Origin of the sequence: Streptomyces stoeckheimensis (assembly GCF_045822005.1) — a bacterium.
GTDB lineage: Bacteria > Actinomycetota > Actinomycetes > Streptomycetales > Streptomycetaceae > Streptomyces > Streptomyces stoeckheimensis.
Window position 1 is genome coordinate 7,094,434 of record NZ_CP169550.1, and the last position, 26,496, is coordinate 7,120,929.

Here is a 26,496-nt window from a genome sequence, read left to right on the forward strand (position 1 = left end):
GAGTGAGCGCCCCTGGCCTTCGGGTCGGGGGCGCTTTCGCGTTCCCGGGTGTTCAGACGCTGGGCGCGGGTCCCGTGGAGTCGCGGACGACGAGGTGGACGGGGATGTCGACCGGGGGACGGAGGCTGCCCGGGCTGCCTTCGAGGACGGCGAGGAGGGCGGTCATGCCCTGTTCGCCGACGCGTTCGGCGGGGAGGTGGACGGTGGTGAGTTCCGGTTCGACGGCGGTGGCGAGGGCGAGGTCGTCGAAGCCGGTGACGGAGAGGTCTTCGGGGACGCGCAGGCCGAGGCGGCGGGCGGCCTTGCAGGCGCCGGCGGCGAGGATGTCGTCGTCGCAGACGACGGCGGTGGGGCGGCGGTCCGCGGGGGTGTCCAGGGCGGCTTCCATGGCCGTACGGGCGGCTTCCACGCTGAGGTGGGCCCGCACGGTGCGCAGCTCGGTGCCGATCGGCAGGAGGGCGGCCAGGGCGTTCGCGCGGACGTCGAAGGTCCAGGAGTCGATGGCGGAGGCGAGGTGGAGGAAGCGGTGGTGGCCGTGGCCGAGGAGGTGTTCGGCGGTTTGGCGCATGCCGTCGGCGATGGCGAGGTTGACGTGGGCGTCGGCGGTGTCGGCGGTGGGGTCGCTGTCGAGCATGACGAGGGGGAGGGTGTCGCCGCCGAGGGCGTGGAGGGCGTCTGCGGCCATGGAGGAGGCGATGACTCCGTCGAGGGCGGCGCGGGCGGAGGCGAAGGGGTCGCGGGCGGGGCCGGTGCCGTCGGGGGAGGGGTAGAGGACGACGCCGAAGCCGTGTTCGGCGGCGATGCGGGCGGCGCCGGTGTAGACGCGGGCGAAGAATTCGTTGGTGAGGGCGGGGACGACGAGGAGGGCGGTGCGGGTGGAGCCGAGGCGGAGGTTGCGGGCGGCGAGGTTGGGGCGGTAGCCGAGTTCGGTGGCGGTGTGGCGGACGTGGTCGGCGGTGCGTTCGGAGACGCGGCCGCGCCATTTGTCGCCGAGGACGAGGGAGACGGTGGCCTGGGAGACTCCGGCGGCGGTGGCCACGTCGCGGCTGGTGGGTCTCGTCACACGATGCTCCTGTAGTGCGAGGTCACGGGGGGTGTGGGTGTCGGGTGGGTGGACCGTCCGACTGTGGTCATGGTACGTATGACCGGTCACGTTATACGTATTACTCGGTACTCCCGGCTGGTTCCGGGCAGAAGGGGGCGGACATGGCCGCGGGTTACGCGGAGCTGCTCAGGACCCGGCATGCCGCGAGGCTGCTGGTGGGCACGCTCATAGGCCGGCTGCCGAACGGGACGGGGCCGATCGCGATCGTGCTGTTCACCCGGGCGGAGGGTGGCAGCTACAGCCTGGCGGGTGCGCTCGCGGCCGCGTACGGGGTGTCGAACGCGGTGGGGCAGCCGCTGCTGGGGCGGGCGGTGGACCTGTTCGGGCAGCCGCGGGTGCAGTTGCCGGCGGCGGTGGTGTCGGCGCTGGGCATGGTGTGGCTGGCGCTGGCCGGTACCGGGTCGGCGGTGGTGGCGTACGCGGCGGTGGTGGTCGCGGGGCTGTTCACGCCGCCGCTGGAGGGCGGGCTGCGGGCGCTGTGGCCGAGCGTGCTGGGCGGCAAGGAAGAGCGGGTGCACGCGGCGTACGCGATGGACGCGGTGGCCCAGGAGGTCATGTTCACGGTGGGGCCGCTGCTGGTGACCTTGTGCGTGGCGCTGTGGGATCCGGCGGCGGCGCTGCTGGTGATCAACGGGATCGGGGTGCTGGGGGCGCTGTCGGTCGTGGTGTCGGAGCCTTCGCGCGCGTGGCGTTCGGAGCCGCGGGAGGCGCACTGGCTGGGGGCGCTGCGCTCGCCGGGTCTGCTGGCGTTGCTGGGGGCGTTCTTCTTCGTGGGGACGGCGCTGGGGTCGATCACGGTGGCGGGTGTGGCGTACGCGGACGAGCACGGTGGTCAGGCGGTGTACGGCTGGCTGATGGCGGCGCTGGGGCTGGGCGCGCTGTTCGGCGGTGTGCTGTACGGGGCGCGGCAGTGGGCGGGTGCGCCGGAGCGGCGTCTGCGGCTGCTGGTGGCGTTGCTGGCGGTGTGTTACCTGCCGTTGATGCTGGTGCCGGGTGTGGTGGCGATGACGGGGTTCGCGGCGCTGGCGGGGGTGTTCCTGGCTCCGGCTCTGGCGTGTGCGTTCATCGTGGTGGACCGGCATGCTCCGGCGGGGACGGTGACGGAGGCGTTCTCGTGGCTGGTGACGTTCTTCGGGGTGGGTGCGGCGATCGGTACGGCGGCGGCGGGTCCTTCGGTGGAGGCGGGGGGTACGGCGGCGGGGTTCGCGGTGGCGAGCGTGGCGGGGGCCGCGGCGCTGCTGGTGCTGACGGTGACTCAGCGGGTGCTGGCGCGTCCGGGTGCGAGCCGTGCGGTGGCGGGGTCGGCGCCGGGGCCGGCGGCGGGGCCCGCGGCGGGTTCGGCGGGGCCGTTGGAGGGCTCTGCGGAGGCGTCGGTGACGGGGTCTTAGGCGGGCCTGCGGGCGGGTGGGGGGCGGGCCTGCGGGCGCTCGGTGGGCGCTCGGCGGGGTGGTCTCTCGGGAAAATGATCGAAACGGCGCCTGCGAACTCGGTTTCAGAACAGAGCAGAAGGCGTAATGTTCAGTCATGGACCGCCGCATTTTCGGGCTGGAGAACGAGTACGGCGTCACGTGCACGTTCAGGGGACAGCGCCGACTGTCTCCTGACGAAGTGGCGCGCTACCTCTTCCGCCGTGTTGTGTCATGGGGCCGCAGTAGCAATGTCTTCCTGCGGAACGGCGCCCGCCTCTACCTCGACGTGGGTTCGCATCCGGAGTACGCAACTCCCGAATGCGACAACCTGATCGAACTGGTCACCCACGACAAGGCCGGCGAGCGCATTCTCGAAGGCCTGCTCGTCGACGCCGAACGCCGCCTGCACGAGGAGGGAATCGCGGGCGACGTCTATCTGTTCAAGAACAACACCGACTCGGCGGGAAACTCGTACGGCTGCCACGAGAACTACCTGGTGGCCCGGCACGGGGAATTCTCCCGGCTGGCGGACATTCTGATCCCGTTCCTCGTCACGCGGCAGTTGATCTGTGGTGCGGGCAAGGTGCTGCAGACGCCCCGGGGCGCGGTCTACTGCGTGAGTCAGCGGGCCGAGCACATCTGGGAGGGTGTCAGTTCGGCCACGACCCGTTCGCGGCCGATCATCAACACCCGGGACGAGCCGCACGCGGACGCGGAGCGTTACCGGCGTCTGCACGTGATCGTGGGCGACTCGAACATGTCCGAGACGACCATGCTGCTGAAGGTCGGGGCGACCGATCTGGTGCTGCGCATGATCGAGGCGGGCACGGTGATGCGGGACCTGACGCTGGAGAACCCGATTCGGGCGATCCGGGAGGTCAGTCACGACATCACGGGTCAGCGCAAGGTGCGGCTCGCGAGCGGTCGGGAGGCTTCCGCGCTGGAGATCCAGCGGGAGTACTACGACAAGGCGGTGGACTTCGCGGAGCGCCGGGGCATCCGCGAGGGTGTCGTGGACCAGGTGCTGGAGCTGTGGGGCCGCACGCTGGACGCGATCGACGCGGAGGACCTGGACCGGATCGGGACCGAGATCGACTGGGTGATGAAGTACCAGCTGATCGAGCGGTACCGGGCGAAGCACAACATGACGATGTCGAATCCGCGGGTGGCTCAGATAGACCTCGCCTACCACGACATCCACCGCAGGCGCGGGCTGTACTACCTGCTGGAGCGCAAGGGGCAGGCGGCGCGGATCTGCAACGACCTCAAGATCTTCGAGGGCAAGTCGGTGCCTCCGCAGACGACGAGGGCGCGGTTGCGGGGTGACTTCATCCGTCGTGCGCAGGAGCAGCGGCGGGACTTCACGGTCGACTGGGTGCATCTGAAGCTGAACGACCAGGCGCAGCGCACGGTGCTGTGCAAGGACCCGTTCCGGTCGGTGGACGACCGGGTGGAGAAGCTGATCGCGGGTATGTAAGGCGGCGTTTGGCGTCGTGTGACATCGCACCGATCTCGGCCAGGGCCTCGTACGGATCTCGTACGGGGCCCTGTCCACGCCTTAGAGTGGCGACGACCTATGTGCCGTCTGAGATCTGAGGAACACGTGCGCCGACTTGCCGGCCTGCTTGTCGTACCCCTTCTGCTGCTGTCGACAGCGGCCTGTGGCGACAGCGGCTCCGACTCCGCCGAGATGAAGAACGGGGCGCCCGCGATCACGAAGGGTGCCAAGTTCGGTGAGACCCCCACCCTGGCGAAGGGGGCGGGTACCCCGCCGAAGGAACTGAAGGTGGTGACCATCAGCGAGGGTGACGGCCCGGCGCTGAAGAAGGGCGACATCGCCCAGGTCAACTACCTGGGCCAGGTCTGGGACGGCAAGGAGCCGTTCGACCAGAGCTTCGGCAAGGACAAGCCGTTCGACGTGACCATCGGCGCGGGCCAGGTCATCAAGGGCTGGGACCAGGGCCTCGAGGGCAAGAAGGTCGGCAGCCGCCTGGAGCTCGTGATTCCGCCGGACCTCGGTTACGGCGAGCAGGGCTCGGGCGACAAGATCAAGGCGAACGCCACGCTGGTCTTCGTCGTGGACATCGTCAAGGCCACCACCGTGCCGGTTTCGGCCACGGGCAAGGAGGTCCCGCAGGCGGACGCCGCCCTGCCGAAGGTCGGTACGAACACGGACGGCAAGGAAGTCTCCGTGACCGTTCCGAAGGACGGTGCGGCGCCGACGAAGCTCGTGTCGAACTACGTCCTGGAGGGCGACGGCGCGGTCGTGAAGGACACCGACAGCGTGGTGGTCAAGTTCCACGGCAAGACGTGGAAGGACGACAAGACCTTCGAGAGCACCTACACCTCCGACCAGTCGGTGACGTGGCCGCTGGCGGAGCTGTCGGTCAAGGGTCTGAAGGACGGGATCGTCGGCAAGAAGGCCGGCAGCCGCATCCTGCTGGTCATCCCGCCGGACCAGGGCTTCGGTGACAAGGAGCAGGGCACCATCCCGGCCAACTCGACGCTGGTCTTCAGCCTCGACATCCTGGCCGTGGTGTAAGACTGTCCGGGTTGTACCCCCTGTTCGTAAGTTTTTGAGGAGCAGTTCCGTGAGCGACAAGCTCGAGAAGCCCGAGATCGACTTCCCCGATTTCCCGGTCCCGGCGGACCTCGTGATCGAGGACCTCTGGGAGGGCGAGGGCGCCGAGGCCAAGGCCGGTTCCCGGGTCTCCGTTCACTACGTGGGCGTGGCCTACTCGACCGGTGAAGAGTTCGACGCTTCCTGGGGCCGCGGCGCGCCGCTGCAGTTCCAGCTGGGTATCGGCCAGGTCATCTCCGGCTGGGACACCGGTATCCAGGGCATGAAGGTCGGCGGCCGTCGCAAGCTGGTCATCCCGGCCCACCTCGCCTACGGCGACCGTGGCGCCGGTGGCGCGATCAAGCCGGGCGAGACGCTGATCTTCGTGTGCGACCTGATGGCCGCCTGATCGGTTCGCTGTGATGTGACGCCGTGAGGCGTGCGGGGCCCCTGTCGTGAAGGCAGGGGCCCTCGCTTTTGTCCAGGACCGTCGGGGCGGTACGGTCAGCGGTCACGAGGGTGTACCGGGGACACGACTCGAAGGTCTGGAAGGGCGGATGGGCGTCGATGGCGATTGCCAAGGCCGAGCGGCTGATGAATCTGGCGCTGTGTCTGCTGGGGACGCGTCGGCCGCTCAGCAAGCGGGAACTGCGCGGTTCCATCGAGGCCTACATGGAAGCCGGGAACGACGAGTCCTTCAACCGCATGTTCGAGCGGGACAAGGACGATCTGCGGGAGCTCGGGCTGGTCATCGAGACCGTCGAGAACCTGGAGGGCGACACCGGCTATCTGGCCCGTCGTGATTCCAACCGGCTGCCGCCCGTGGCGCTGGACGCCGAGGAGGCTGCGGCCCTGGGGCTCGCGGCCAAGGTGTGGCAGCAGGCGCGGCTCGCCGGGGCGGCCAGTGGCGCCCTGCAGAAGCTGCGCGCCGGCGGCATGCCGGAGGCCTCGGATCCGTACGAGGGCCAGCACAGTGCCATCGAGCCGCGGATCCCGGTGCACGAGGCGGCCTTCGAGCCGCTGATGCTTGCCTGCCGCGACCGCCGTCCGGTGGTCTTCGACTACCGGAAGTCCACCGCGGCCCGTCCCGAGGCCCGGCAGGTGGAGCCGTGGGCCCTGGAGTGCTGGCGCGGCCACTGGTACCTGGCGGGCTTCGACCGCGACCGCGGGGCGGAGCGCGTGTTCCGGCTCTCCCGGATCACGGGCAAGGTCCGCTCGCGGGCGGCGAAGTACACCGCCGAGGTCCCGGACGTGGTGACCGTACGGGAGACCGTGGCGCGGTGGGCCGGGGAGAGCGCGGAGCGTTCCGCGCTGATCAGGCTGCGGGCGGGGGCGGGCTATCCGCTGCGGTCCAAGGCCACCGCGGTGCGCGAGGGGGCCGGCGGCGAGGGCTGGGACGAGCTGGAGATCCCGTACGGGCACGGGCTGGACGCCTGGCTGGTGGAGTTCGGCCCGGATGTCGTGGTGCTGGAGCCGGCCGATCTGCGGGCCGACGTGGTGGACCGGCTGCGGGCCGTGGCCAAGGGCTGATCCGGCCGCGCGGGAGCCGTCGGGAGCCGCGCGGGAGCGGGTGGACCGGGCAAAGAACATCGAGCAACGCCCTGAGGGGGAGACGTACCAGCATGGCTGCCAACGCCATCGACCAGACGCGCCGGATGCTGTCCCTGGTGACCTACCTGCGCGAGCGCCCGGGTGCGCACATCGCGGACGTGGCCCGGGCCTTCGGGATCACCGAGGACGAGCTGATCTCGGACCTCGACGTGCTGCCCATGTGCGGGACCAGCTTCCGGGGCGGTGACCTGCTCGACATCGACACCGACGGGGAGCGCATCTGGTGGCGCAACCCCGATGCCTCGGGGGAGTCCACCGCCGAGCCGCTGCGGCTGGCCGCCGACGAGGCGACGGCGCTGCTGGTGGCCGCCAGGGCCGTGGCCACGCTGCCCGGGCTGCGCGAGGGGGACCGTCAGGCACTGCTGCGGGCCACCGCCAAGCTGGAGGCGGCCGCGGGCGAGGTGGCCGGGGCCAGTTCCCGGCTGTCGGTGACCTTCGAGTCCGAGGGCGGGGTCTTCGCCGACGTGGACCGGGCCATCGCCGAGCAGCGCCGGCTGTGGCTGCGCTACTACTCGCCCGCGCGCGACGAGCTCACCGAACGCAAGGTCGACCCGATCCGGCTGTTCGCCGTCGGGCACACCTACATGGAGGGGTGGTGCCACCTCTCCGAGGCCCGGCGGACCTTCCGGCTGGACCGGGTGGCCGAAATCCGGCTGCTCGACGAGCGGGCCGACCCGCCCGCCATCGAGCCCCGTGACCTGTCCGAGGGGCTGGTCCAGCCGGCCGCCGAGGACCCGGAGGTCGTGGTCGAGGTCGGTCCCGGCGGGCGCTGGGTGGCCGAGTACTACCCGCACGACAGTGCCGAGGAGCTGCCCGAGGGCGGCCTGCGGATCACGTTGCGCACCCCTGACCCGGGCTCGCTGCGGCGCCTGGCGCTGCGGCTGGGCCGCGAGGGGCGGATCGTGGCCCCCGTGGAGCTGGCGGACAGTGCCCGCCGGGCGGCCCGGGAGGCGCTCGCCGCGTACGAGGGCGGCGCGGCCGTGGACGTGGCTGCCGGGAGCGGCACCGACATCGGCGGGGAACGGGGCTGAGGGGCCGAGGGGGGATCCGCGCGATGTCGGTCGCGTTCAAGGCGTCCTGTCCCGACTGCAGGGCCCGCTTCGAGCTGGACGCGGGAGCCCTGCGGCTGGCCATCGGCGGCAGCCGGCGTACGACCTTCTACTCCTTCACCTGTCCGGAGTGCGCGGCTCCGGTCCGCAAGCCGGCCGGTGAGCGCATCGTGGAGCTCCTGACCGGTGGCGGCGTGAGCACCCTGCGCAGCGTGTGAGCCGCGCGGTGGCCTAGGCTCGTCGCATGCTGTGGCCGATGTTCGCAATCGCTCTGGGTTTCCTCGGGCTCGCCGTCCTCGGGGTGCTCGCCGTGCGGGTCTTCGTGGAGGTGCGCAGGCTGTCCGTCCAGGTCGCGGACGCCGGGCGGCGGATCTCGGAGGCCTCCGCCGACTTGGAGCGGGCCGCGACGGGCCTGGCCAGGGCCGGGCGCTCCGTGCGGCCATAGCCATCGTCGGGCAACCGTCGTACTGTCTGACCACGCAAGCGGTGATGCCCCGGGGCATTGCCCGGCGTTAACCCCCGGGGGTTACGATCCTTGTCAGAACGGCTTACCGATCTCGGTCGGGCCGTCTTGACTACCACAACCAGCCGTTTCGGTGAGAAGGAAGACACACATGATCGGCAACCTGAAGCCCCTCGAGATCCTCCTGATCGTCGCCGTGATCTTCCTGCTGTTCGGTGCCAAGAAGCTTCCCGACATGGCCCGCTCGCTCGGCAAGTCCGCCCGCATCCTCAAGAGCGAGGCGAAGGCGATGAAGAAGGAGGGGGAGGCGGAGGACGCCGCCACCGCCGCTTCCGTCGCCGACCCGGCCCCCCAGCAGCAGGCCACGGCCCCGCGCACGATCCAGGCGTCGCCCGGCGACGTCACCAGCGCCCGCCCCGTGAACGAGCCCAACCACACCACGCAGGGCTGACCGCGGCCGCCTCGCCGGTCGCGCTCGCACCAGTCAACTGCAACGAGACAAGGGACGTGGGTTGCTCAAGTCTGCCCGCAAGCAGGAGAAGCAGGACCAGAAGGCAAAGGACGCCGAAGGGCGGATGCCTCTCGTCGAGCACCTGCGTGAGCTGAGAAACCGGCTGCTGAAGGCCGTCCTTGCGATCCTCGTGATCACGATCGTGGCCGCGTTCTTCTACAAGGACCTCATCGACTTCATGATGAAGCCGATCCTGGACTCCGTCGGCTGCAACAACGGGGTGGTCACGCAGCGCAACGGGAAGCCCTGCGCCGCCATGACGGTCAACGGCCTCATCGCACCGTTCTCCATCGCCCTGAAGGTCTCGCTCACCGCGGGTCTCGTGCTCTCCGCGCCGGTGTGGCTGTACCAGCTGTGGGCCTTCGTGGCCCCGGGCCTGCACAACCACGAGAAGAAGTACGCCGTGGCCTTCGTGGGGGTCGGCGCACCGCTGTTCGGCGCCGGCGCGGTCCTGGCGTACAAGGTCCTGCCGCAGACCGCGGTGATCCTGCTGGAGTTCACCCCGGAGAACGCGAGCAACCTGCTGCCGGTCGACGACTACCTCGACCTGATCACGCGCATGGTCGTGGTCTTCGGCCTGGCCTTCGAGCTGCCGCTGCTGCTGATCCTGCTCAACGTCACCGGGGTGCTGACCGCGAAGCGGCTGGCGAGCTGGTGGCGGGCCATGGTGCTGGGCATCACGGTCTTCGCCGCGTTCGCGACGCCCACCGGTGACCCGCTGACGATGCTGGCGCTGGCCGCGCCGATCGTCGCCCTGTACTTCATCGCGCTCCTGGTCTGTTACCTCAACGACCGCCGGCGGGCGCGGAACAACCCCGACGCGGGTCTCGACGACGACGAGGCCTCCGAGGTGGACCTGACTCCGGCGGCGGTGGGTGCGGTCGAGCCCGTGGCGGCTCCGGGAGCCCTGCCCGAGCAGGCCGACGGCGGACGCCAGCGGATCAACGGCTACGACGACGCCACCTGATCGACGCGGGTCCGCATCGGCGGGTACATTCCCGCGGGTGAGTGCTGAGATCACCCTCTTCGTCAATCCCACCGCAGGAAGCGGCCGGGCCGCGCACGCAGCGCAGCCGGCCGCTTCCGCGCTTCGCGAGGCCGGCCTCTCGGTGCGGACCGTCGTCGGCGGCGACGCCCCCGACGCCCTGGCGCGGCTGCGCACCGCGGTCCGCGAGGGCACCGGAGCGGTGATCGCGGTCGGCGGGGACGGGATGGTCTCCCTCGCGCTGCAGGCGCTCGCGGGCACGCTGGTGCCGCTCGGGGTGGTCGCGGTGGGCACCGGGAACGATTTCGCGCGCGCGATGGGACTGCCCGTACGGGAACCCGCGCGGGCGGGCCGGCTGGCCGCGGAGGCGCTCAAGGAGGGCCGGGTCCGCGAGATCGACCTCGGCCGGGTGGCCGTGGCCGGGGACGGCGCCGGGGGCGAGGACGGCGCCGGGGCCCGGGACGGCGCCGGTGGCACCTGGTACGGGACGGTGCTGTGCTCCGGCTTCGACTCGCGGGTCAACGACCGGGGCAACCGGATGCGGCTGCCGCTCGGCCGGTTCAAGTACGACCTGGCGATGGCCTTGGAACTCGCCGCCTTCCGGCCCTTCCCGTACCGGATCACCCTGGACGGCGGCCGGGTCCTGGAGACCGAGGCCACGCTGGTGGCCGTTGGCAACGGCTCCTCCTACGGCGGCGGCATGCGCATCTGTGCGGACGCGGTCCCCGACGACGGACTGTTCGACGTCGTAGTCGTCGGCGACTGCAGCCGCACCACGCTGCTGAAGGTCTTCCCCCGGGTCTACAAGGGCACCCACCTCGACCATCCGAAGGTCACCGTCCACCGGGCCGCGAAGGTGACCCTGGAGGCGGCCGGCATCACCGCCTATGCGGACGGCGAGCCGCTGGGTCCCCTCCCGGTGACCGCTCAGTGCGTCCCGGCGGCCCTGCGGCTCCTGACGTAGGGCGTCCGGGCCCGCACAAAAGATCGCGACTGTTGTCAGAGGCGGCGGGTAGGCTCGAAGACAAGATGACCGAAGAACTTTCTCCCGCCGAGCGGTACGCCGCTGCCCGGATCCGCGCCGCCGAAGAGGCCACGGCCCTGGCGCCCTTCCGTGAGATGTACGAATTCGACCTGGATCCCTACCAGATCGAGGCCTGCAAGGCACTGGAGGCCGGCAAGGGCGTCCTCGTCGCCGCGCCGACCGGCTCGGGCAAGACCATCGTCGGCGAGTTCGCCGTGCACCTGGCCCTCCAGCAGGGCCGCAAGTGCTTCTACACCACGCCCATCAAGGCCCTGTCGAACCAGAAGTACGCCGACCTCGCCAAGCGCTACGGCGCCGACAAGGTCGGCCTGCTCACCGGCGACAACAGCGTCAACGCCGATGCTCCGGTGGTCGTCATGACCACCGAGGTGCTCCGCAACATGCTGTACGCGGGCTCGCAGGCGCTGAACGGTCTGGGATACGTGGTGATGGACGAGGTGCACTACCTCTCCGACCGGTTCCGCGGAGCCGTCTGGGAGGAAGTCATCATCCACCTCCCCGAGTCGGTGACCCTGGTCTCGCTGTCCGCCACCGTCTCCAACGCCGAGGAGTTCGGCGACTGGCTCGACACCGTGCGCGGCGACACCCAGGTGATCGTCTCCGAGGAGCGGCCCGTACCGCTGTGGCAGCACGTCATGGCCGGCCGGCGGATCTACGACCTCTTCGAGGAGGGGTCCGACCACGGCGGCCGCGGCTCCGCGCGCCGCGAGGTCAACCCCGACCTGCTGCGGATGGCGCGCGAGGAGAACAGCAGCCGGTACAGCCCGAAGGACAGGCGGCGCGGAAAGATGGTCCGTGAGGCCGACCGCGAGCGCGAGCGGCGCTCCCGCGGCCGGATCTGGACCCCTTCGCGCCCCGAGGTCATCGCCCGGCTGGACGGCGACGGGCTGCTGCCCGCCATCAACTTCATCTTCAGCCGGGCCGGATGCGAGGCCGCCGTCCAGCAGTGCCTGTACGCGGGCCTGCGGCTCAACGACGACACCGCGCGGCTCAAGGTGCGCGAGATCGTGGAGGAGCGGACCGCCTCCATCCCCACCGAGGACCTGCACGTCCTGGGCTACTACGAATGGCTCGAAGGGCTGGAGCGGGGCATCGCCGCGCACCACGCGGGCATGCTGCCCACCTTCAAGGAAGTCGTCGAGGAGCTGTTCGTACGGGGTCTGGTGAAGGCCGTGTTCGCGACGGAGACCCTGGCGCTGGGCATCAACATGCCGGCGCGCACGGTCATCCTGGAGAAGCTCGTCAAGTGGAACGGCGAGCAGCACGCCGACATCACCCCCGGCGAGTACACGCAGCTCACCGGCCGGGCCGGGCGGCGCGGCATCGACGTCGAGGGCCACGCGGTGGTGCTGTGGCAGCGGGGCATGGACCCGGCGGGCCTGGCCGGGCTCGCGGGTACCCGTACGTATCCGCTGCGCTCCAGCTTCAAGCCCTCGTACAACATGGCGGTCAACCTGGTCCAGCAGTTCGGGCGGCACCGTTCGCGCGAGCTGCTGGAGACCTCCTTCGCGCAGTTCCAGGCCGACCGATCGGTCGTCGGGATCTCCCGGCAGGTGCAGCGCAACGAGGAGGGCCTGGACGGTTACCGGGAGGGCATGACCTGCCACCTCGGGAACTTCGAGGAGTACGCGCGGCTGCGCCGCGACCTCAAGGACCGCGAGAACGACCTGGCCAAGCAGGGCGCGGCCCAGCGGCGGGCGCAGGCGGCCAGCTCGCTGGAGAAGCTCAAGCCGGGCGACATCATCCACGTGCCGACGGGCAAGTTCGCCGGGCTGGCGCTGGTGCTGGATCCGGGGGTGCCGGCCGGGCGTTCCAACGGGCACCGCGGGCACGAGTACACCGAGGGTCCGCGCCCGCTGGTGCTCACCGTGGAGCGGCAGGTCAAGCGGCTCGCCGGGATCGACTTCCCGGTCCCGGTCGAGGCCATCGAGCGGATGCGGATCCCCAAGACGTTCAACGCCCGTTCCCCGCAGTCCCGTCGGGACCTGGCGTCCCAGTTGCGGAGCAAGGCCGGGCACATCACGGTGGAGCGGCACGCGCGCGGGCGGGCGGCCGCGGCCGACGACCGGGAGATCACGAGGCTGCGCACCGCGCTGCGGGCGCATCCGTGTCACGGCTGCGACGAGCGCGAGGACCACGCCCGTTGGGCGGAGCGCTACCACCGGCTGCAGCGGGACACGCGGCAGCTGGAGCAGCGCATCGAGGGCCGGACGAACACCATCGCCCGCACCTTCGACCGGATCCACGCGCTGTTGACGGATCTGGACTACCTGCGCGAGGACGAGGTGACCCCGCACGGGCGGCGGCTCGCGCGGCTCTACGGAGAGCTCGACCTGCTGGCGTCGGAATGCCTGCGGGCCGGTGTCTGGGAGGGGCTGAGCCCGGCCGAACTGGCCGCCTGCATCTCGGCGCTGGTCTTCGAGGCGCGGCAGTCGGACGACGCGGTGGCGCCGAAGGTGCCGGGCGGCGCGGCGAAGGCCGCGCTCGGCGAGATGGTCCACATCTGGGGCCGGCTCGACGCGCTGGAGGAGGAGCACGGCATCAACCAGGCGGAGGGTGTGGGCCAGCGCGAGCCGGACCTCGGCTTCGCGTGGGCGGTGTACCAGTGGGCCTCCGACAAGAGCCTGGACGAGGTGTTGCGCGAGGCGGAGATGCCGGCCGGTGACTTCGTGCGCTGGTGCAAGCAGGTCATCGACGTGCTGGGGCAGGTGGCCGCCGCGGCGCCCTCCTCCTCCGCTTCCTCTTCGGAGGGGGGCAGCACGGTGGCCCGCAACGCCCGCAAGGCGGTGGACGCGCTGCTGCGCGGTGTGGTGGCCTACAGTTCGGTGGGCTAGCCGGATTTGTAGCTTCCTCTAGAAGCGATCGTGGCCAGATCTCACCTCTTGCCATGATCGCTTCGGCGTGTTCCGTGAGAAAATCGGATCATGACTGGGGGAACGGACGAGGGGCCGAGACGGGTCGGTCGGCCGCGCGCCGATCAGCTGAGACCGGCGAGCGGGCGGCCGCCGCGCGAGGAACTCCTCTACGCGGCGGCCGAGTTGTTCACGGCCAAGGGGTACGCGGCCACCACCACGCGGGCGGTGGCCGAACGGGCCGGAATGCGCCAGGCCACGATGTACCACTACTTCGGCGGCAAGGAGGAACTCCTCGCCGAACTCCTGGAGTCCACGGTCGCACCCTCCCTGGAGCTGGCCCGCCGGCTGGCCCGGGACGTGGAGCGGCCCGCCGGACTCCGGCTCTGGGAACTGTGCCGCTCGGACGTGATGCTGCTGTGCGGGGGGCCGTACAACCTGGGCGCGCTCTACCTGTTGCCGGAGGTCGCCGGTGCCCGCTTCGCGCGCTTCCGCCGGATGCGCCAGGAACTCAAGGACATCTACCGGGAGTTGCTCGACGGTACGGGCGTCGGGGCCGAACTCGCCGGTGACCGGGCCGGGCTGGTGCTCCGCAACGACCTCGTCTTCGGTCTCATCGAAGGCGTCATGCTGATCCACCGCGCCGATCCGGGGCGCCCGGTGGCCGCCTTCGCGGAGGCCACCGCCGACGCGGCCCTGCGGATCGCGGGCGTCGACCGCTAGGGGGCTCCGGGGGGCTCCGCCTCTTTGGCCCGCCGCCTAGGTGCGGTCCTCGGATCCCGCTTCCCAGCCGGGCCGGTCCTCCCAGGCCCGCAGGGTGCGGGCGCTCTCGATGCGGTGCGCGATCCCGGTGACGGGATCGGTGAACTCCAGGGTGTGGGCCAGGAGCTGGAGCGGACGCCGGTAGTCGTCGGGCGCCGGATCGCGGACCACCGGATAGACCGGGTCGCCCAGGATCGGCAGGCCCAGGCTGTTCATGTGCACCCGCAGCTGGTGGGTGCGCCCGGTGTGCGGGGTCAGCCGGTAGCGCCCGGTGTCCCCCCGGACCGCGAGGAGTTCGGCCAGGGTCTCCGCATTGGGCTCGGCTCCCGCGACCTCCGTCGCCGCCATCACCCCGCGGACCTTCTCGATGTGGCTGCGCAGGGTCCGGGGGAACTCCACCGCCGGGTCGTGGGGCGCGAGCGCCTCGTACTCCTTGCGGATCCGCCGCTCCTGGAACATCAGCTGGTAGGCGCCCCGGTCCTCGGGCCGGATGCTGAACAGCACCAGCCCGGCGGTCATCCGGTCCAACCGGTGCGCGGGGCTCAGCGCGGGCAGGCCGAGCTCCACCCGGAGCCGGGCCAGGGCCGTCTGGAAGACGTGGCTGCCGCGCGGGGTGGTGGCCAGGAAGTGCGGTTTGTCGGCCACCAGCAGGTGCTCGTCGCGGTACACGACCCCGATGGGGAAGGGCACCACGGGCTCCGGCGGCATGTCCCGGTGGAACCACAGGAACCCGCCGGGCTCGTACGGGTCCTGCGGCCGCAGCACCCGGCCCCCGACGCCCAGCACCCGGCCGTCCCGCAGCAGGCGGGCCATGGACTCGGCGCCGCGCGTGCCCTCGTAGCGTGCCGTGAGGTACGAGCCGAGGTCCGGCCAGGTCCCGTCCGGGTCGGGGGGCAGCCGCATGCGGACCGGGTCGATGCCGGAGACCTGGGGCAGGGGCGCGTCGGGGATGTGGGATCTGCGCTTCACCGGGTACAGGCTATGCGGCTACGGGCGGGTGAAGGTGCCCAGGTGGTCGGCGTCCAGGTACTCCACGCGCAGGGTGCCGTCGCCGAAGGTCACCCCGGTGCGGCCGGCCCTGTTCTCCCCGACCGTCTCGAAGCTGAAGACGTCGCCGTCGTAGTGGGTGAGCGGATAGCGCTGGGGCTCGGGGCCCAGGGAGAGGACGAGCCCGCCGTCGGGGTCCGCGGTGACGGTCGCCTTGCCGTAGTACGGGTTGTCGTACGTCCCGGTGTACGCGCTGTCCGCCTGGGCGGCCTTCGCGCCGGCGGGCGGCTTCGTGTAGTCGGTGGGGGAACGGCCTTCGAGCCCGGCGTAGAGGGAGGCGGTGAGCGGGAGCCAGTCGGTGGTGGCCTTGCCGTGCTCGGCGACGTCGAAGAAGTCCAGGGCCACGGCGTCGGGGAGGCCCACCGGGGTGCCGTTGGTCAGGACGACGATGCCGAGCTGCTCCAGGGGGAGCAGGGTGACGTTGGTGTTCGCGCCGAGCAGGAACCCGCCGGAGTGGCTCAGGCGGAGCCGGCCCGCCTGGTCGTAGCTGACGTTCCAGCCGAGTCCGTAGAAGCCGCTCGTGCCGGTCGGGGTGACCGGCACCGAGACGATCTCGGGGAGGTGGGTCCGCGCGAGGTTGTCGGCGGGGACTATCTGCTTCCCGTCGAGCTTGCCGTCGCCGAGCTGGAGCCGCAGCCAGCGGGCCATGTCGCGGGCGGTGGAGCTGACACCGCCGGCCGGTGCCTGGGCATCGGCGTTGCGGACGAAGCGCGGGCTCCAGGTGCCGTCGGGGTTCTCGGCGTGGATGGTGGCGCGGTCGGCGGCCCGTTCGTAGGCGGAGTACTCCGTGCTGGAGTTCGTCATCTTCGCCGGCTTGAACAGGACGTCGTCGGACAGCTTCTGCCAGCTCGCGCCGCGCTCCCGGGCGACGGCCTCGGCGGCGGCGGTGAAGCCGAAGTTGGTGTAGTTGTAGCTCGCGCGGAACGGGGAGAGGGGCTCCAGGCGCAGGTGGTCGAGGATGTACGACTGGTCGTAGCCGAGGTCTTCGAGGAGGTCACCGGCGTGGTCGGGCAGGCCGCTGCGGTGCGACAGCAGGTCGGCGGTGGTGACGTGACCGGTGACCCAGGGGTCCTTGAGAGCGAAGCCGGGCAGCTCGACCCTGCGGTCGAAGTCGGCGGGGGCCTTGAGGGCACCGGCGACGATGGTGGAGGTGATCGGCTTGGAGACCGAGGCGACCTGGAAGACGGTGTCCGGTCCCACCGGGGCCGGGTCGCCGACACGGCGCAGGCCGAAGCCCTTGAGGTAGACGACCTCGTCGTCGTGGACGACGGCGACGGAGACGCCCGGCACGCCGGTACGGCGCATCATCTCGGTGACCGTGGCGTCGAGGCGGCTCACGGCCCTGTCGACCTGGGCGTCGGTGAGCTGGGCGGTGGGCGCGGGCGGCGGTGTCGGCGCCGACGTCGGTGTCGGCGCGGGCGGCGGTGTGGGCGCGGCCGTCGCGGTCCCGGCCGCGGCCAGGAGTGCGGCTGCGCCTACTGCCGTGAGTGCACGGAGCCTACGCATGGGGCCATTGTCCCGCCGAACGGGTGATACCGCCTCGCGGAGCGTCGTGCGGTGTCGTGCTGTGCTGGGGGGCCTGCGGTGAGATGCCGCGCCGGCCCGCGGCGTCGTGCCCGCCCGCGCCGCCCGCCCGCCGTTGCCTCCGGAGCCGGGCCGGGGCAGGCCCCCGGGGTACGGGACGCCCGACCGGCCGGGCCGCCGCTTCAGGACGCGGCGCCGGCCAGGGTGCGTTCCTGTTCGGCTTCGACCTCCGCGTTCCAGTCGCGCTTGATCGCGCGCCAGCCCTCGTCGGTCTGGCCCAGGCGCCAGTAGCCGGAGATGGACAGGCGCTCGCGCGGGATGCCGCGGTCGATGCGCAGGTGGTGGCGGAGGGTTCTGACGAAGCCGGCCTCGCCGTGGACGAAGGCGTGGACGTCGGCGGAGGGGAAGTCCAGGGCCTGGACGGCCTCGGTCAGCGCCTCCCCGATCGGGCGGGAACCGCGGTGGATCCAGACCGGGACGATGCCGTCGGGGGTGACGATCCTCAGCTCGTCCTGCGGGCCCTCGACCTCCACGAGCGCGTGGACCTGCGCTCCGGCGGGCATCCGCTCCATCGCCGCCGCGATCGCCGGCAGCGCGCTCTCGTCGCCGACCAGCAGGTGCCAGCCGGCGACCGGGTCCGGGGCGTAGGCCCCGCCCGGACCGAGGAAGCGGACGAGTTCACCCGGCTGGACGCGGGCGGCCCAGGGGCCGGCCAGTCCTTCGTCGCCGTGGACCACGAAGTCGAGGGTCAGTTCCAGGTCGGCCGGGTCCCAGGCGCGCACCGTGTACGCGCGCTGGCGCGGCCACTCCTCGCGGGGGTGGTCCGCCCGGATCCGGTCCAGGTCCCAGGGAGTGGTGTACGTGACACCGTCCGGTGCGAAGAGCAGTTTCACGTAGTGGTCGGTGTACGTGCCCGCACCGAATCCGGCCAGCCCCGCACCGCCCAACACGATCCGCACCATGTGCGGACTCAACCGCTCGGTCCGCACGACGACTGCGGTGCCGACCTTGCGGGCGCGTCCTTCTGCCACGACGTCTCCCTGACTCTCCGACCCTGACTCCGTGAAGCTTAGGATTACCTAAGTTAGCACCTCAGGGGCGGAGTGCGCTGCCCAGACGTTCAACGGCTCCACTCAGGCCCCACCTGTTCGCGAGCGCCGCCACCAGATCCGGCTGCGCCGGGGCGGCCGGAAGCGCCGGGTCGAACGGCGGAAGCGGAACGTCCGAAGCGACCTGGACCACCTTGGGAGCCACCGCCAGATAAGGCCTCGACTCGTCCAGCCGCTTGCGCTGGGTGGGGGTCAGCTTCGACTTCGGGTCCTCGATCGCCGCGATGATTCCGGCCAGGTTCCCGTAGGCGTCCAACAGCTTCGCCGCCGTCTTCTCACCGATGCCGGGGACGCCCGGCAGGCCGTCGCTCGGATCCCCGCGCAGCAGCGCCAGGTCGGCGTATCCGGGGCCGTCCACCCCGTACTTCTCGCGGAGCCACGCCTCGTCGGTCACCTGCAGGGTGCCCACGCCCTTCAGCGGGTACAGCACCCGGCGCTGCTTCGCGTCGTCGACCAGCTGGTACAGGTCCCGGTCGCCCGTGACGATGTCCACCGGGCCGGTCGCGCGGCCGGTCAGGGTGCCGATCACGTCGTCGGCCTCGTACCCGGCGACCCCCACCCGGGCGATGCCGAAGGCGTCCAGGGCCGCCTCGATGATCGGGACCTGCGGGGCCAGGGTGTCCGGGGTCTCCTCCACGTCCGGACCGCTTTCCGTCTCCTGCGCGACCCGGTGGGCCTTGTAGGACGGGATCAGCTCCACCCGCCAGTGGGGCCGCCAGTCTGCGTCCATGCAGGCCACCAGGTCGTCGGGCCGGTGGTCCTGCACGAGGCGACCGATGAAGTCGAGCAGCCCGCGGACGGCGTTGACCGGAGTGCCGTCGGGGGCCTTCACGGAGTCCGGCACGCCGAAGTACGCGCGGTAGTAGAGGGAAGCGGTGTCCAGGAGCATCAGGCGTCGTGTCGTCGTCACGGTCACGATGATGCACTGAGGGCAAACGGAAAGTGGCGCAGGTACGGCCTCCTCTGCCCGTGAGCGCGAAACCGGGGCCGGTTGCTGCGTAAGGTGCTTACAGCACACCGATGCGCGATGTGCGAGGGACCGGACCAACCGAAACAAGGCCGGACCAACCGAAACAAGGGGAGGGCAGCCCCGCCATGGACGACAGGGACGGCACCGACGGCAAGCACGGCACCAGCGCGACGACCGGCGCGGACGACAAGGAGCGGGACCGGGACAAGGACTCCAAGGAACCGCTCCGGGTGGGCGTGGCCGTGCGCAAGAGACGCCGGGCCCTGCACCTGACCCTCGCCGCGGTGTCCGCGCGCAGCGGACTGTCGGTCCCCTTCCTGAGCCAGATAGAGAACGAGCGGGCCCGGCCCAGCATGCGGTCCCTCGAACGTGTCGCCGACGCGCTGGAGACCACGGCCGTCGATCTGCTGGCCGCCTCCGACACCGCGCGCACCGTGGACCTCGTACGGGCCGGCGACGATTCCGCGCTGACCCCCGTCCCGGGCGTACGGCCCCTCGTGCGCGGGCACCACCAGTTGCACGCCCTGGAGTTCACCGGGGACCAGGACGCGGGCCGCGAGTACCAGCACCGCAACGACGAGCTGATGTACGTCGTCTCGGGCGCCTGCCAGGTGGAGGCCGAGGGGCGGGCGTACCGGCTGGAGAACGGCGACGCGCTGTTCCTGTCCGGCGGGGTGCGCCACCGCTGGCGGGCCGTCACCGAGGACACCCGGATCCTGATCGTCGCGGTCGGCGAACACATCCACGCGACCTCCGAGCCGCCCTCTCCGGGACACTGACCGGATGCGGGTCGTTTCGCTGGTGCCGTCCCTGACCGAGGCGGTGGCCGTGAGCGCGCCCGGGGCGCTGGTCGGGGTGACCGACTGGTGCACGCACCCGGCCGCGCTGGGAGACGCGGCGCGCATCGGAGGCACGAAGAACCCCGACGTACGGGCGATCGCGGAGCTGCGCCCGGATCTGGTCCTCGCCAACGAGGAGGAGAACCGGGCTCCCGACCTGGCGGCGCTGCGGGAGGCCGGGCTGGAGGTCCTGGTCACCGAGGTACGGGACCTCCCGCAGGCGTTCACCGAGTTGGACCGGGTGCTGGTGGGGGCCATGGGGCTGGAGAGGCCCCGGTGGCTGGCGGAAGCGGAGGCCGCCTGGGCCCGCGCGGAGCTGGCCGTCGAGCCGCGGACGGCCTTCGTGCCGGTCTGGCGCCGGCCCTGGATGGTGCTGGGCCGCGACACCTTCGCGGGGGACCTGCTGGCCCGCCTCGGCGTGCGCAACGCCTACGCCGGGCACCCGGAGCGGTACCCGAGGATCCCGGCGGCCGAGCTGGCCGCCGCCGGCTGCGAGCTCGTGGTGTTCCCGGACGAGCCGTACCGCTTCGCGCCCGGGGACGGACCCGAGGCCTTCCCCGGCATCCCGGCGGCGTTCGTCGACGGCCGCCACCTGACCTGGTACGGACCCTCGCTGGCCGCCGCCCCGGAGGTGCTGGGGGCGGCCCTGCGGGCCTCGGTCTAGCGGCCCTCGCCTAGCGGGGCGCGGCGAGCAGGCGGCCGGTGGCGAGGCCGCGCAGGGTGTTCGCCGCGGCCAGGAGCCAGGCGGTCAGCAGGGCCAGGAAGAGGGCCGCGGCCAGCCAGGAGAAGGCGGTGAGGCCGGTGTGCCGGGCCAGTCCGGCGGCGCCGGTGACGCAGGTGCCGACGGGGAAGGTCAGCGCCCACCAGGTCATGGCGAACCCCATGCCGTCCCGGGCGGCCCGCAGCAGCATCGCCGCGGCCAGTGCCAGCCACAGCAGGGCGAATCCCATCACGGGGACCCCGTAGACGACCGCGAAGGCGGAGAAGGCGCCGCTGTAGGGGCCCGCCATCGACCGGGGAGCCATGTCCGCCAGGGAGTTCACCGCGGTGGTGGACTGGCCGAGGGGGCCCAGGACCAGGAACAGGGTCGGGGTGAGGGCCAGGGGGAGGGGCCCGCTGACGATCAGCCGGCCGAAGATCAGGGGGAGCAGCAGCAGGGTGGCGAGCAGGCTGAGGCCGAACATCGCGTAGCAGCCGAGCAGCATGGCCTCGCGGGCCTGGCCGGCGGGGAGATGGGGGATGAGCAGGGGGCCGAGCGCGGCGGAGACCATGGGGGCGACCACGGGCAGCAGCCAGACGGGGGTGGCCTGGTGGGCCTCCACCTTGTGGCGGACCACCATCAGGTAGGGGACGGCCACGGCCGCGAGGAGGCCTATCGCGGTGCCTGCGGTGAACAGGACCGTGTCCACGGCGATGGCGGCGGGGAGGCCGATGAGGTCCTTGCCGACGATGAGCGCACCGCCGCCGACGGCCAGCAGGGCCATCGAGAGGCAGCCGTAGAAGGGGGCCACCGCGGGGTCCAGGAGGTGGGCGCGGGCCTGGTCGCGGTGGTGGAGCCAGTGGCCGGCCCGGGCGGTCAGCAGGACCGCGAGGGCGGTGGCGGCCAGCACCCAGAAGATCTGGCAGACCACGCGCTGGCCAGGGAGCTGGTACGGGAGGGTCGCGCCGGCATTGGCGATGATCGCCGTGCCCATGACGGAGGCGTACCAGTTGGGGGCGAGGTGCCGCAGGGAGGGAGCCTTGTGGGTACCGGCGCCGAGGGTTGCGGGGCCGGTGGGGGTCCCGGGGGTGGTGGGACGGGGACGTACGAGGGTGGTGGCCATGGGTCCAGCGTCACGCGGGGCGGGGCCGGACGGCAGAGGGGATCTTCCTATGAGGGCATAAACTGAGGTTATGGGTAATGGGTACGGCAATGAGGAGTGGGTCGAGGGGCAGGTTCCCCTGGCGCACCGGGTCCCGGACCTGGGGGCCATGGAGCTGCTGCTCGCGGTCGCGCGGGTGGGCAGTCTGAGCGCCGCCGCGCGACGGCTCGGCATCACCCAGCCCGCCGCCAGCAGCCGGATCCGGGCGATGGAGACCCGGCTCGGGGTCGCCCTCGTGGACCGTTCCCCGCGCGGGTCGACGCTGACCGCGGAGGGTGCGCTGGTCACGGACTGGGCCCGGCGGGTGGTGGAGGCGGCCGAGGCCTTCGACGCGGGCGCGCAGGCGCTGCGGGGCCGCCGCGACTCCCGGCTGCGGGTCGCCGCCAGCATGACCATCGCGGAGTACCTGCTGCCCGGCTGGCTGATCGCCCTGCGCGGGCAGCGGCCGGACACGGCGGTGTCGCTGCACGCGGGGAACTCGGCGGTGGTGGCGGAACGGGTGCTCGCGCACGAGGCGGACCTCGGCTTCGTGGAGGGACTGAGCGTGCCGGAGGGACTGGACTCGGTGGTCATCGCGCAGGACCGCCTCGTGGTGGCGGTGGCCCCCGGGCACCCCTGGGCCCGGCGCACCCGCGGGGTGGAGCCGGCGGAGCTCGCGGCGACGCCGCTGATCCTGCGGGAACGGGGGTCGGGGACCCGGCAGGTCCTGGACGCGGCGCTGGCCGGGTGCGGGGGGCTCGCGGAGCCGCTGCTGGAACTGGCCTCCACCACCGCGGTGAAGGCGGCGGCGGTGAGCGGGGCCGGGCCGTGCGTGCTGTCGGAACTGGCGGTCGGGGACGAGATGGCGGGGCGGCGGCTGGTGTCCGTGCCGGTGCTCGGGGCGGGGCTGGAGCGGGAGCTCCGGGCGGTATGGCCCGCGGGGGCCCGGCCGGCGGGCCCCGCGCGGGACCTCCTGGCACTGACCCGGCGCTGACGGGGCGCTGCCCCGGCGCAGAGCCACCGCTGTCCCGGCGCTGCCCTGCGCTGAGCCGCCGCTGGACTGGCGCTGCCCCGCCGCTGGCGGGATGCTGAGCCGCCATTGATCCGGCCAGGTCCGAGTGCTGACCCCGTCGCTGGGGCGGCGTCGACCCGCCGTTGAGCCGGTGCTGACCCGCCGTTGAGGGGGCGCCGAGTCGACCCTGATCCGGCCCGGACAGGGCGCCCTGGGCGCGGCCCGGGTGCTGGGTCCGGCGGGGGCCCGCGCACCCTCGGGGGTCCGGGGCGGAGCCCCGGGGAACGGTGGAAGGGCGGGTAGGGGACAGTTCCGCGTCGGCCCTCGCAGCCGGTCCCCGAGTGGGGGCGGCGGGCGGGCCCTGCGGGGCGGAGTCCCCTACCCGCCCTTCCACCGTTCCCCGGGCGCTGCCCGGACCCGCGCCTCAAACGCCGGGGGGGGCTGAGTGTGTCCCCGGTCCCCGGTCCTCAAGCGTCGGACGGGCTGAGGAGGGGGCCCGGGTTGTGCCTGGACCCCCTGGGACTCCGCCCCAGACCCCGCGCCTCAAATGCCGGCGGGGCTGAGTGTGTCCCCGGACCCCGGTCCTCAAGTGCCGGACGGCTGGAATGGCTGCGCCCGGACGCCGGAGGCCGGTTGGCAGGGGGAGGGGTGCCCGGGTCAGGGGCCCGTCGGGGTGGAGGCTGCTGTGATCAGGGCCGACATGACTCGGGTGTCCTTGTCCAGTTCCGGGTGCCATTGGACGCCCAGGGTCCAGGGGGCGTCGGGGAGTTCGATGGACTCCACCGTGCCGTCGGCGGCGTGGGAGGAGGCGATCAGGCCCCGGCCCAGGCGGTCGACGGCCTGGTGGTGGTAGGTCGGGACCTCCGACTCCTCCGGGACCAGGGCCGCGTACAGCGTGCCGGGAACCGGGCGGACCGGGTGCCAGGAGACCACGCCGGGGCTCAGCACGTGGCCGTCGATGTGCTGGATCAGGGTGCCGCCCAGGGCCACGTTCAGCGCCTGCATGCCACGGCAGATGCCGAGCAGGGGCGTCCGGGAGGACAGCGCCGCCGTGATGAGCGCGAGCTCCCACGCGTCGCGGACGGTGGCCGCCGGTCCGGTACGGGGATCGCGCGGAGCCCCGTACCGGACCGGGTCCACGTCCGGGCCGCCCGCGACGACCAGGCCGTCCAGCCGGCCCAGCACCTCCGCCGCCGCCTCCGGTTCGTCCGGCGGGAGCAGGACGGCGGTGCCGCCCGAGGCCTGGACGAGCTCGTAGTACCCGGTGGGGATGAGGGCGGTGGGGACGTCCCACACCCCGTAGCGGGTGGACTTCTCGACGTAGGTGGTGATGCCGATGAGCGGCCTGGGCAAGGCGGTACCTCCGAGGGGAGCGAGGGGAGAGGGGCGGGTCAGTCGCGGGAGAGCTCGGCCTCTGCTTCCGCCAGCGCCGCGAACTCCTCCTCCGGGGCGGAGGCCACCAGGTGGTGCCGACTGTAGAACGCGAAGTAGGCGAGGGCGACGGCGTACACGGCCAGGGCGATGAATGCCGCGTCCTTGTCCACCAGGAAGGTGGCGACCAGGGCCGAGAGGGCGAGGACGAAGGCCACCGTGGAGGTCACGATGCCGCCCGGAGTGCGGTACGGGCGCTCCAGGTCGGGCTCGCGGCGCCGCAGCACGATGTGGGAGAGGGCCATGAGGGCGTAGCTGATGGTCGCGCCGAAGACCGCCATGTTCAGCATGCGCGGGCCGTTGCCGGTGGCGGCGGCCAGGGCGAAGCCGATGGCGCCGGGTATGAGCAGGCCCAGGTACGGGGCCTTGCGCTTCGAGGTCAGGGACAGGAAGCGCGGGAGGTAGCCCGCCCGGGACAGGGCGAACAGCTGGCGGGAGCCGGCGTAGATGAGGGAGAAGAAGGAGGCCACCAGCCCGGCCAGGCCCGCGTAGTTGACGAAGGTCTTCAGCCAGGAGAGCCCGGGGTCGCCCTCCAGGGCGACGACCAGCGGGTTGCCCGCGTCCTTGATGGCGTCGGCTCCGCGCGCACCGGTCGAGGCGAGGAAGGTGACCAGGGCCAGGAGGACGAGGATGCCCATGGAGATGGACAGGGCGCGGGGCACCGAGCGGACCGGGTCCTTGGCCTCCTCGGCGGCCAGCGGCACGCCCTCGACCCCGAGGAAGAACCACATGCCGAAGGGGAAGGCGGCCCAGATGCCGAGGATGCCCAGCGGCAGCCAGGAGCTCGCGCCGGCGGCGGTGGTGTCGACGGCGATGTCGTCGAGGTTGGCGGGGTCGAACTGGGTGAACGCGCCGACGGCGAAGACGATCAGGGCGATCACGGCGATGGCGGTGACGATCAGGGAGAAGCTGAGGGCTTCGCCCACGCCCCAGAGGTGGATGCCGATGAAGACGACGAAGCAGGCGAGGTAGACCGGCCAGCCCGAGGTGAGGCCGAAGAGGTTGAGGGACTCCACGTAGTCGCCGATGAAGATGGCGATGGCGGCCGGGGCGAGGATGTACTCGATGAGGATCGCGGTACCGGTGAGGAAGCCGCCCCAGGTGCCGAGCGCCCGGCGGGCGAAACCGTATCCGCCGCCCGCGGTGGGCAGGATCGCCGACAGTTCGGCGAGGGAGTAGACCAGGCACGCGTACATCGCGCCCATCAGGACGGTGGCGATGGCGAGGCCGCCGAAACCGCCCTGGGCGAGGCCGATGTTCCAGCCGGAGAAATCGCCGGAGACCACGTACGCGACGCCGAGACCGGTCAGCAGCAGCCAGCCGGCGCTGCCGCGGCGCAGGGTGCGGCGCTCCAGGTAGCCGTCGGCGCCGTTCCCGGGGGAGGCGTTCTCGGGGGACGGGGTGGGTTCGGGCACGGCTGCCAGCCGTGCGCCGGTGTCGTCGGCCATGTGCGCTCCTGCCTAGGGCAATGGTTGTGGGGCGTACCTTTGCCGCTCGGGCGTGGCGGGCGCAAGACCCCTGCGTTAAACAGGGGTTACGAAAGCCTCTCGGTCGGGGCGGGTCCGGATCAGGTCAGGAACCCCCGCAGCAGCGCGGCCGTGCCGCAGCAGTGCTCGCGCATCACCTCGCGGGCCGCCTCCGGGTCCCGGTCCAGCACCGCCTCGACCAGCGTGCTGTGCTGCTGCTGCGAGTGCTCCAGGTTGCGCACCAGCAGCGGGATGCAGTCCAGCAGGTCGTTCACGGTGGCCCGGACGGCCGCGTACTGGGCCGTCAGGGTGGCGGATCCGGCGAGTTCGCACAGGGTGAGGTGGAAGAGCGTGTCCTGGCGGCGGTAGTCGGGCAGCGGGGCGTCGTGGGTGGCGGTCAGCGCGCCGAGCAGCCGGTCCGTGTCCCGCTCCGACAGCCCCTGGGAGGCGCACAGGCCGGCCGCGCCGACCTCCAGGACCTCGCGGAAGCGCAGCACGTCCTCGATGTCCACGCCCGCGACCCGGCGCCGCAGCTCCTCCTCCGTGCCCCCGGCCGGCGTGTCGGGACGGGGCAGGACAAACGTTCCGCCGTACCGGCCGCGCCGGGCCTCCACCAGGCCCTGGTCCTGCAGTACCTTCAGCACCTCGCGGAGCGTCACCCGGCTGATCCCCATCCGCTCGGCCAACTCGCGCTCCGGTGGCAGTCGTTCCCCGCCGGGCACCAGTCCGAGCCGGACCACCTGGAGGATCTGCTCCAGCGCCTCCTCGAAACCGTTGCCCGCCCGCACCTGTCGCAGTACGGGATTGAGCCGCCGGGCGGCCTCGTCCTCGCTCGCCGTATCGGTCATCTCGCCTCCTCCCCTTCCCAAGCAATGGTTCTATTCAATACCTTAGGCCCCCTCGGC

The 26,496-nt window shown here is 72.0% G+C and carries 25 protein-coding genes; 16 read left to right on the forward strand and 9 right to left on the reverse strand.

The window, feature by feature from the left end:
* Positions 1-52: 52 nt before the first annotated feature.
* On the reverse strand, positions 53-1,063 hold the full coding sequence (locus ACE1OC_RS32125; RefSeq protein ID WP_407839930.1) for a LacI family DNA-binding transcriptional regulator: 1,011 nt from the start codon (positions 1,061-1,063) through the stop codon (positions 53-55).
* A gap of 143 nt (positions 1,064-1,206) precedes the next feature.
* Here ACE1OC_RS32125 and ACE1OC_RS32130 point away from each other — a divergent pair, with 143 nt between their 5' ends.
* The 13 genes from ACE1OC_RS32130 to ACE1OC_RS32190 all read left to right on the forward strand — a co-directional run bounded on the left by ACE1OC_RS32130 (position 1,207) and on the right by ACE1OC_RS32190 (position 14,313).
* A complete protein-coding gene (locus ACE1OC_RS32130; protein WP_407839931.1) occupies positions 1,207-2,493 on the forward strand; it encodes an MFS transporter in 1,287 nt (428 codons plus the stop codon).
* A gap of 136 nt (positions 2,494-2,629) precedes the next feature.
* A complete protein-coding gene (gene pafA, locus ACE1OC_RS32135) occupies positions 2,630-3,991 on the forward strand; it encodes a Pup--protein ligase (protein ID WP_250740364.1) in 1,362 nt (453 codons plus the stop codon).
* Between the two features lie 126 nt (positions 3,992-4,117).
* Positions 4,118-5,056, forward strand: a complete 939-nt coding sequence (locus tag ACE1OC_RS32140; protein WP_407839932.1) for an FKBP-type peptidyl-prolyl cis-trans isomerase — start codon at positions 4,118-4,120, stop codon at positions 5,054-5,056.
* A 49-nt stretch (positions 5,057-5,105) separates the two neighbouring features.
* Positions 5,106-5,483: an FKBP-type peptidyl-prolyl cis-trans isomerase gene (locus ACE1OC_RS32145; protein WP_407839933.1), complete on the forward strand. Its 378-nt coding sequence runs from the start codon at positions 5,106-5,108 to the stop codon at positions 5,481-5,483.
* Between the two features lie 158 nt (positions 5,484-5,641).
* Positions 5,642-6,604 carry a helix-turn-helix transcriptional regulator gene (locus tag ACE1OC_RS32150; protein WP_407839934.1) on the forward strand — a complete coding sequence of 321 codons (963 nt, stop codon included), beginning with the start codon at positions 5,642-5,644 and terminating at the stop codon, positions 6,602-6,604.
* 92 nt (positions 6,605-6,696) lie between these two features.
* The gene (locus ACE1OC_RS32155; RefSeq protein ID WP_407839935.1) at positions 6,697-7,716 is read left to right on the forward strand and encodes a helix-turn-helix transcriptional regulator; all 1,020 of its coding nucleotides are present in this window, start codon (positions 6,697-6,699) and stop codon (positions 7,714-7,716) included.
* A 23-nt stretch (positions 7,717-7,739) separates the two neighbouring features.
* Positions 7,740-7,952: a hypothetical protein gene (locus ACE1OC_RS32160; protein ID WP_407839936.1), complete on the forward strand. Its 213-nt coding sequence runs from the start codon at positions 7,740-7,742 to the stop codon at positions 7,950-7,952.
* A gap of 26 nt (positions 7,953-7,978) precedes the next feature.
* The gene (locus ACE1OC_RS32165; protein ID WP_250740369.1) at positions 7,979-8,179 is read left to right on the forward strand and encodes a hypothetical protein; all 201 of its coding nucleotides are present in this window, start codon (positions 7,979-7,981) and stop codon (positions 8,177-8,179) included.
* 169 nt (positions 8,180-8,348) lie between these two features.
* Positions 8,349-8,648, forward strand: coding sequence for a Sec-independent protein translocase subunit TatA (gene tatA, locus ACE1OC_RS32170; protein ID WP_243334040.1), 300 nt, complete (start codon positions 8,349-8,351; stop codon positions 8,646-8,648).
* 61 nt (positions 8,649-8,709) lie between these two features.
* Positions 8,710-9,675 (forward strand): twin-arginine translocase subunit TatC, encoded by a 966-nt coding sequence (tatC, locus tag ACE1OC_RS32175; protein WP_407839937.1) that lies wholly within the window; start codon positions 8,710-8,712, stop codon positions 9,673-9,675.
* 37 nt (positions 9,676-9,712) lie between these two features.
* Entirely contained in the window at positions 9,713-10,657 is a 945-nt protein-coding gene (locus ACE1OC_RS32180) for a diacylglycerol kinase (RefSeq protein WP_407839938.1), read from the forward strand.
* Between the two features lie 65 nt (positions 10,658-10,722).
* Entirely contained in the window at positions 10,723-13,572 is a 2,850-nt protein-coding gene (locus ACE1OC_RS32185; RefSeq protein WP_407839939.1) for a DEAD/DEAH box helicase, read from the forward strand.
* A gap of 90 nt (positions 13,573-13,662) precedes the next feature.
* Positions 13,663-14,313, forward strand: a complete 651-nt coding sequence (locus ACE1OC_RS32190) for a TetR/AcrR family transcriptional regulator (protein WP_407839940.1) — start codon at positions 13,663-13,665, stop codon at positions 14,311-14,313.
* Positions 14,314-14,349: 36 nt separating this feature from the next.
* On the opposite strand, the gene ACE1OC_RS32195 is transcribed toward ACE1OC_RS32190, so the two are convergent.
* The 4 genes from ACE1OC_RS32195 to ACE1OC_RS32210 all read right to left on the reverse strand — a co-directional run bounded on the left by ACE1OC_RS32195 (position 14,350) and on the right by ACE1OC_RS32210 (position 18,921).
* Positions 14,350-15,321, reverse strand: a complete 972-nt coding sequence (locus tag ACE1OC_RS32195; RefSeq protein ID WP_407839941.1) for an RluA family pseudouridine synthase — start codon at positions 15,319-15,321, stop codon at positions 14,350-14,352.
* A gap of 18 nt (positions 15,322-15,339) precedes the next feature.
* The gene (locus tag ACE1OC_RS32200; RefSeq protein ID WP_407839942.1) at positions 15,340-16,905 is read right to left on the reverse strand and encodes a serine hydrolase; all 1,566 of its coding nucleotides are present in this window, start codon (positions 16,903-16,905) and stop codon (positions 15,340-15,342) included.
* Between the two features lie 200 nt (positions 16,906-17,105).
* Entirely contained in the window at positions 17,106-17,954 is an 849-nt protein-coding gene (locus ACE1OC_RS32205) for a siderophore-interacting protein (protein WP_407839943.1), read from the reverse strand.
* 61 nt (positions 17,955-18,015) lie between these two features.
* Positions 18,016-18,921, reverse strand: a complete 906-nt coding sequence (locus tag ACE1OC_RS32210; protein ID WP_407841749.1) for a 5'-3' exonuclease — start codon at positions 18,919-18,921, stop codon at positions 18,016-18,018.
* Between the two features lie 206 nt (positions 18,922-19,127).
* On the opposite strand from ACE1OC_RS32210, the gene ACE1OC_RS32215 reads away from it, so the two are divergent.
* Both ACE1OC_RS32215 and ACE1OC_RS32220 read left to right on the forward strand, forming a co-directional pair.
* A complete protein-coding gene (locus ACE1OC_RS32215; protein WP_407839944.1) occupies positions 19,128-19,781 on the forward strand; it encodes a helix-turn-helix domain-containing protein in 654 nt (217 codons plus the stop codon).
* A 4-nt stretch (positions 19,782-19,785) separates the two neighbouring features.
* On the forward strand, positions 19,786-20,505 hold the full coding sequence (locus tag ACE1OC_RS32220) for a helical backbone metal receptor (protein ID WP_407839945.1): 720 nt from the start codon (positions 19,786-19,788) through the stop codon (positions 20,503-20,505).
* Positions 20,506-20,515: 10 nt separating this feature from the next.
* Here the strand turns inward: ACE1OC_RS32220 and ACE1OC_RS32225 are convergent, their stop codons facing one another.
* A complete protein-coding gene (locus ACE1OC_RS32225; protein ID WP_407839946.1) occupies positions 20,516-21,664 on the reverse strand; it encodes a TDT family transporter in 1,149 nt (382 codons plus the stop codon).
* A 70-nt stretch (positions 21,665-21,734) separates the two neighbouring features.
* Between ACE1OC_RS32225 and ACE1OC_RS32230 the strand changes: the two genes are divergently transcribed.
* Entirely contained in the window at positions 21,735-22,676 is a 942-nt protein-coding gene (locus tag ACE1OC_RS32230) for a LysR family transcriptional regulator (RefSeq protein ID WP_407839947.1), read from the forward strand.
* Positions 22,677-23,351: 675 nt separating this feature from the next.
* On the opposite strand, the gene ACE1OC_RS32235 is transcribed toward ACE1OC_RS32230, so the two are convergent.
* The 3 genes from ACE1OC_RS32235 to ACE1OC_RS32245 form a co-directional block, all read right to left on the reverse strand.
* Positions 23,352-24,047, reverse strand: coding sequence for a gamma-glutamyl-gamma-aminobutyrate hydrolase family protein (locus ACE1OC_RS32235; protein WP_407839948.1), 696 nt, complete (start codon positions 24,045-24,047; stop codon positions 23,352-23,354).
* Positions 24,048-24,085: 38 nt separating this feature from the next.
* Positions 24,086-25,573 carry an ethanolamine permease gene (gene eat / locus ACE1OC_RS32240; RefSeq protein ID WP_407839949.1) on the reverse strand — a complete coding sequence of 496 codons (1,488 nt, stop codon included), beginning with the start codon at positions 25,571-25,573 and terminating at the stop codon, positions 24,086-24,088.
* Positions 25,574-25,692: 119 nt separating this feature from the next.
* A complete protein-coding gene (locus tag ACE1OC_RS32245; protein WP_274552721.1) occupies positions 25,693-26,439 on the reverse strand; it encodes a FadR/GntR family transcriptional regulator in 747 nt (248 codons plus the stop codon).
* Positions 26,440-26,496 lie beyond the last annotated feature (57 nt).

Excerpts from the sequence above, each read along its gene's own strand:
- ACE1OC_RS32210 (WP_407841749.1), bottom strand. The coding sequence starts at position 18,921 with ATGCTCCTGGACACCGCTTCCCTCTACTACCGCGCGTACTTCGGCGTG.
- ACE1OC_RS32185 (WP_407839939.1), top strand. The coding sequence starts at position 10,723 with ATGACCGAAGAACTTTCTCCCGCCGAGCGGTACGCCGCTGCCCGGATC.
- ACE1OC_RS32245 (WP_274552721.1), bottom strand. The coding sequence starts at position 26,439 with ATGACCGATACGGCGAGCGAGGACGAGGCCGCCCGGCGGCTCAATCCC.
- ACE1OC_RS32200 (WP_407839942.1), bottom strand. The coding sequence starts at position 16,905 with ATGCGTAGGCTCCGTGCACTCACGGCAGTAGGCGCAGCCGCACTCCTG.
- ACE1OC_RS32160 (WP_407839936.1), top strand. The coding sequence starts at position 7,740 with ATGTCGGTCGCGTTCAAGGCGTCCTGTCCCGACTGCAGGGCCCGCTTC.
- ACE1OC_RS32150 (WP_407839934.1), top strand. The coding sequence starts at position 5,642 with ATGGCGATTGCCAAGGCCGAGCGGCTGATGAATCTGGCGCTGTGTCTG.
- eat (WP_407839949.1), bottom strand. The coding sequence starts at position 25,573 with ATGGCCGACGACACCGGCGCACGGCTGGCAGCCGTGCCCGAACCCACC.
- tatA (WP_243334040.1), top strand. The coding sequence starts at position 8,349 with ATGATCGGCAACCTGAAGCCCCTCGAGATCCTCCTGATCGTCGCCGTG.
- ACE1OC_RS32130 (WP_407839931.1), top strand. The coding sequence starts at position 1,207 with ATGGCCGCGGGTTACGCGGAGCTGCTCAGGACCCGGCATGCCGCGAGG.
- ACE1OC_RS32155 (WP_407839935.1), top strand. The coding sequence starts at position 6,697 with ATGGCTGCCAACGCCATCGACCAGACGCGCCGGATGCTGTCCCTGGTG.
- ACE1OC_RS32215 (WP_407839944.1), top strand. The coding sequence starts at position 19,128 with ATGGACGACAGGGACGGCACCGACGGCAAGCACGGCACCAGCGCGACG.
- ACE1OC_RS32230 (WP_407839947.1), top strand. The coding sequence starts at position 21,735 with ATGGGTAATGGGTACGGCAATGAGGAGTGGGTCGAGGGGCAGGTTCCC.
- ACE1OC_RS32190 (WP_407839940.1), top strand. The coding sequence starts at position 13,663 with ATGACTGGGGGAACGGACGAGGGGCCGAGACGGGTCGGTCGGCCGCGC.
- ACE1OC_RS32220 (WP_407839945.1), top strand. The coding sequence starts at position 19,786 with ATGCGGGTCGTTTCGCTGGTGCCGTCCCTGACCGAGGCGGTGGCCGTG.
- ACE1OC_RS32225 (WP_407839946.1), bottom strand. The coding sequence starts at position 21,664 with ATGGCCACCACCCTCGTACGTCCCCGTCCCACCACCCCCGGGACCCCC.
- ACE1OC_RS32165 (WP_250740369.1), top strand. The coding sequence starts at position 7,979 with ATGCTGTGGCCGATGTTCGCAATCGCTCTGGGTTTCCTCGGGCTCGCC.
- pafA (WP_250740364.1), top strand. The coding sequence starts at position 2,630 with ATGGACCGCCGCATTTTCGGGCTGGAGAACGAGTACGGCGTCACGTGC.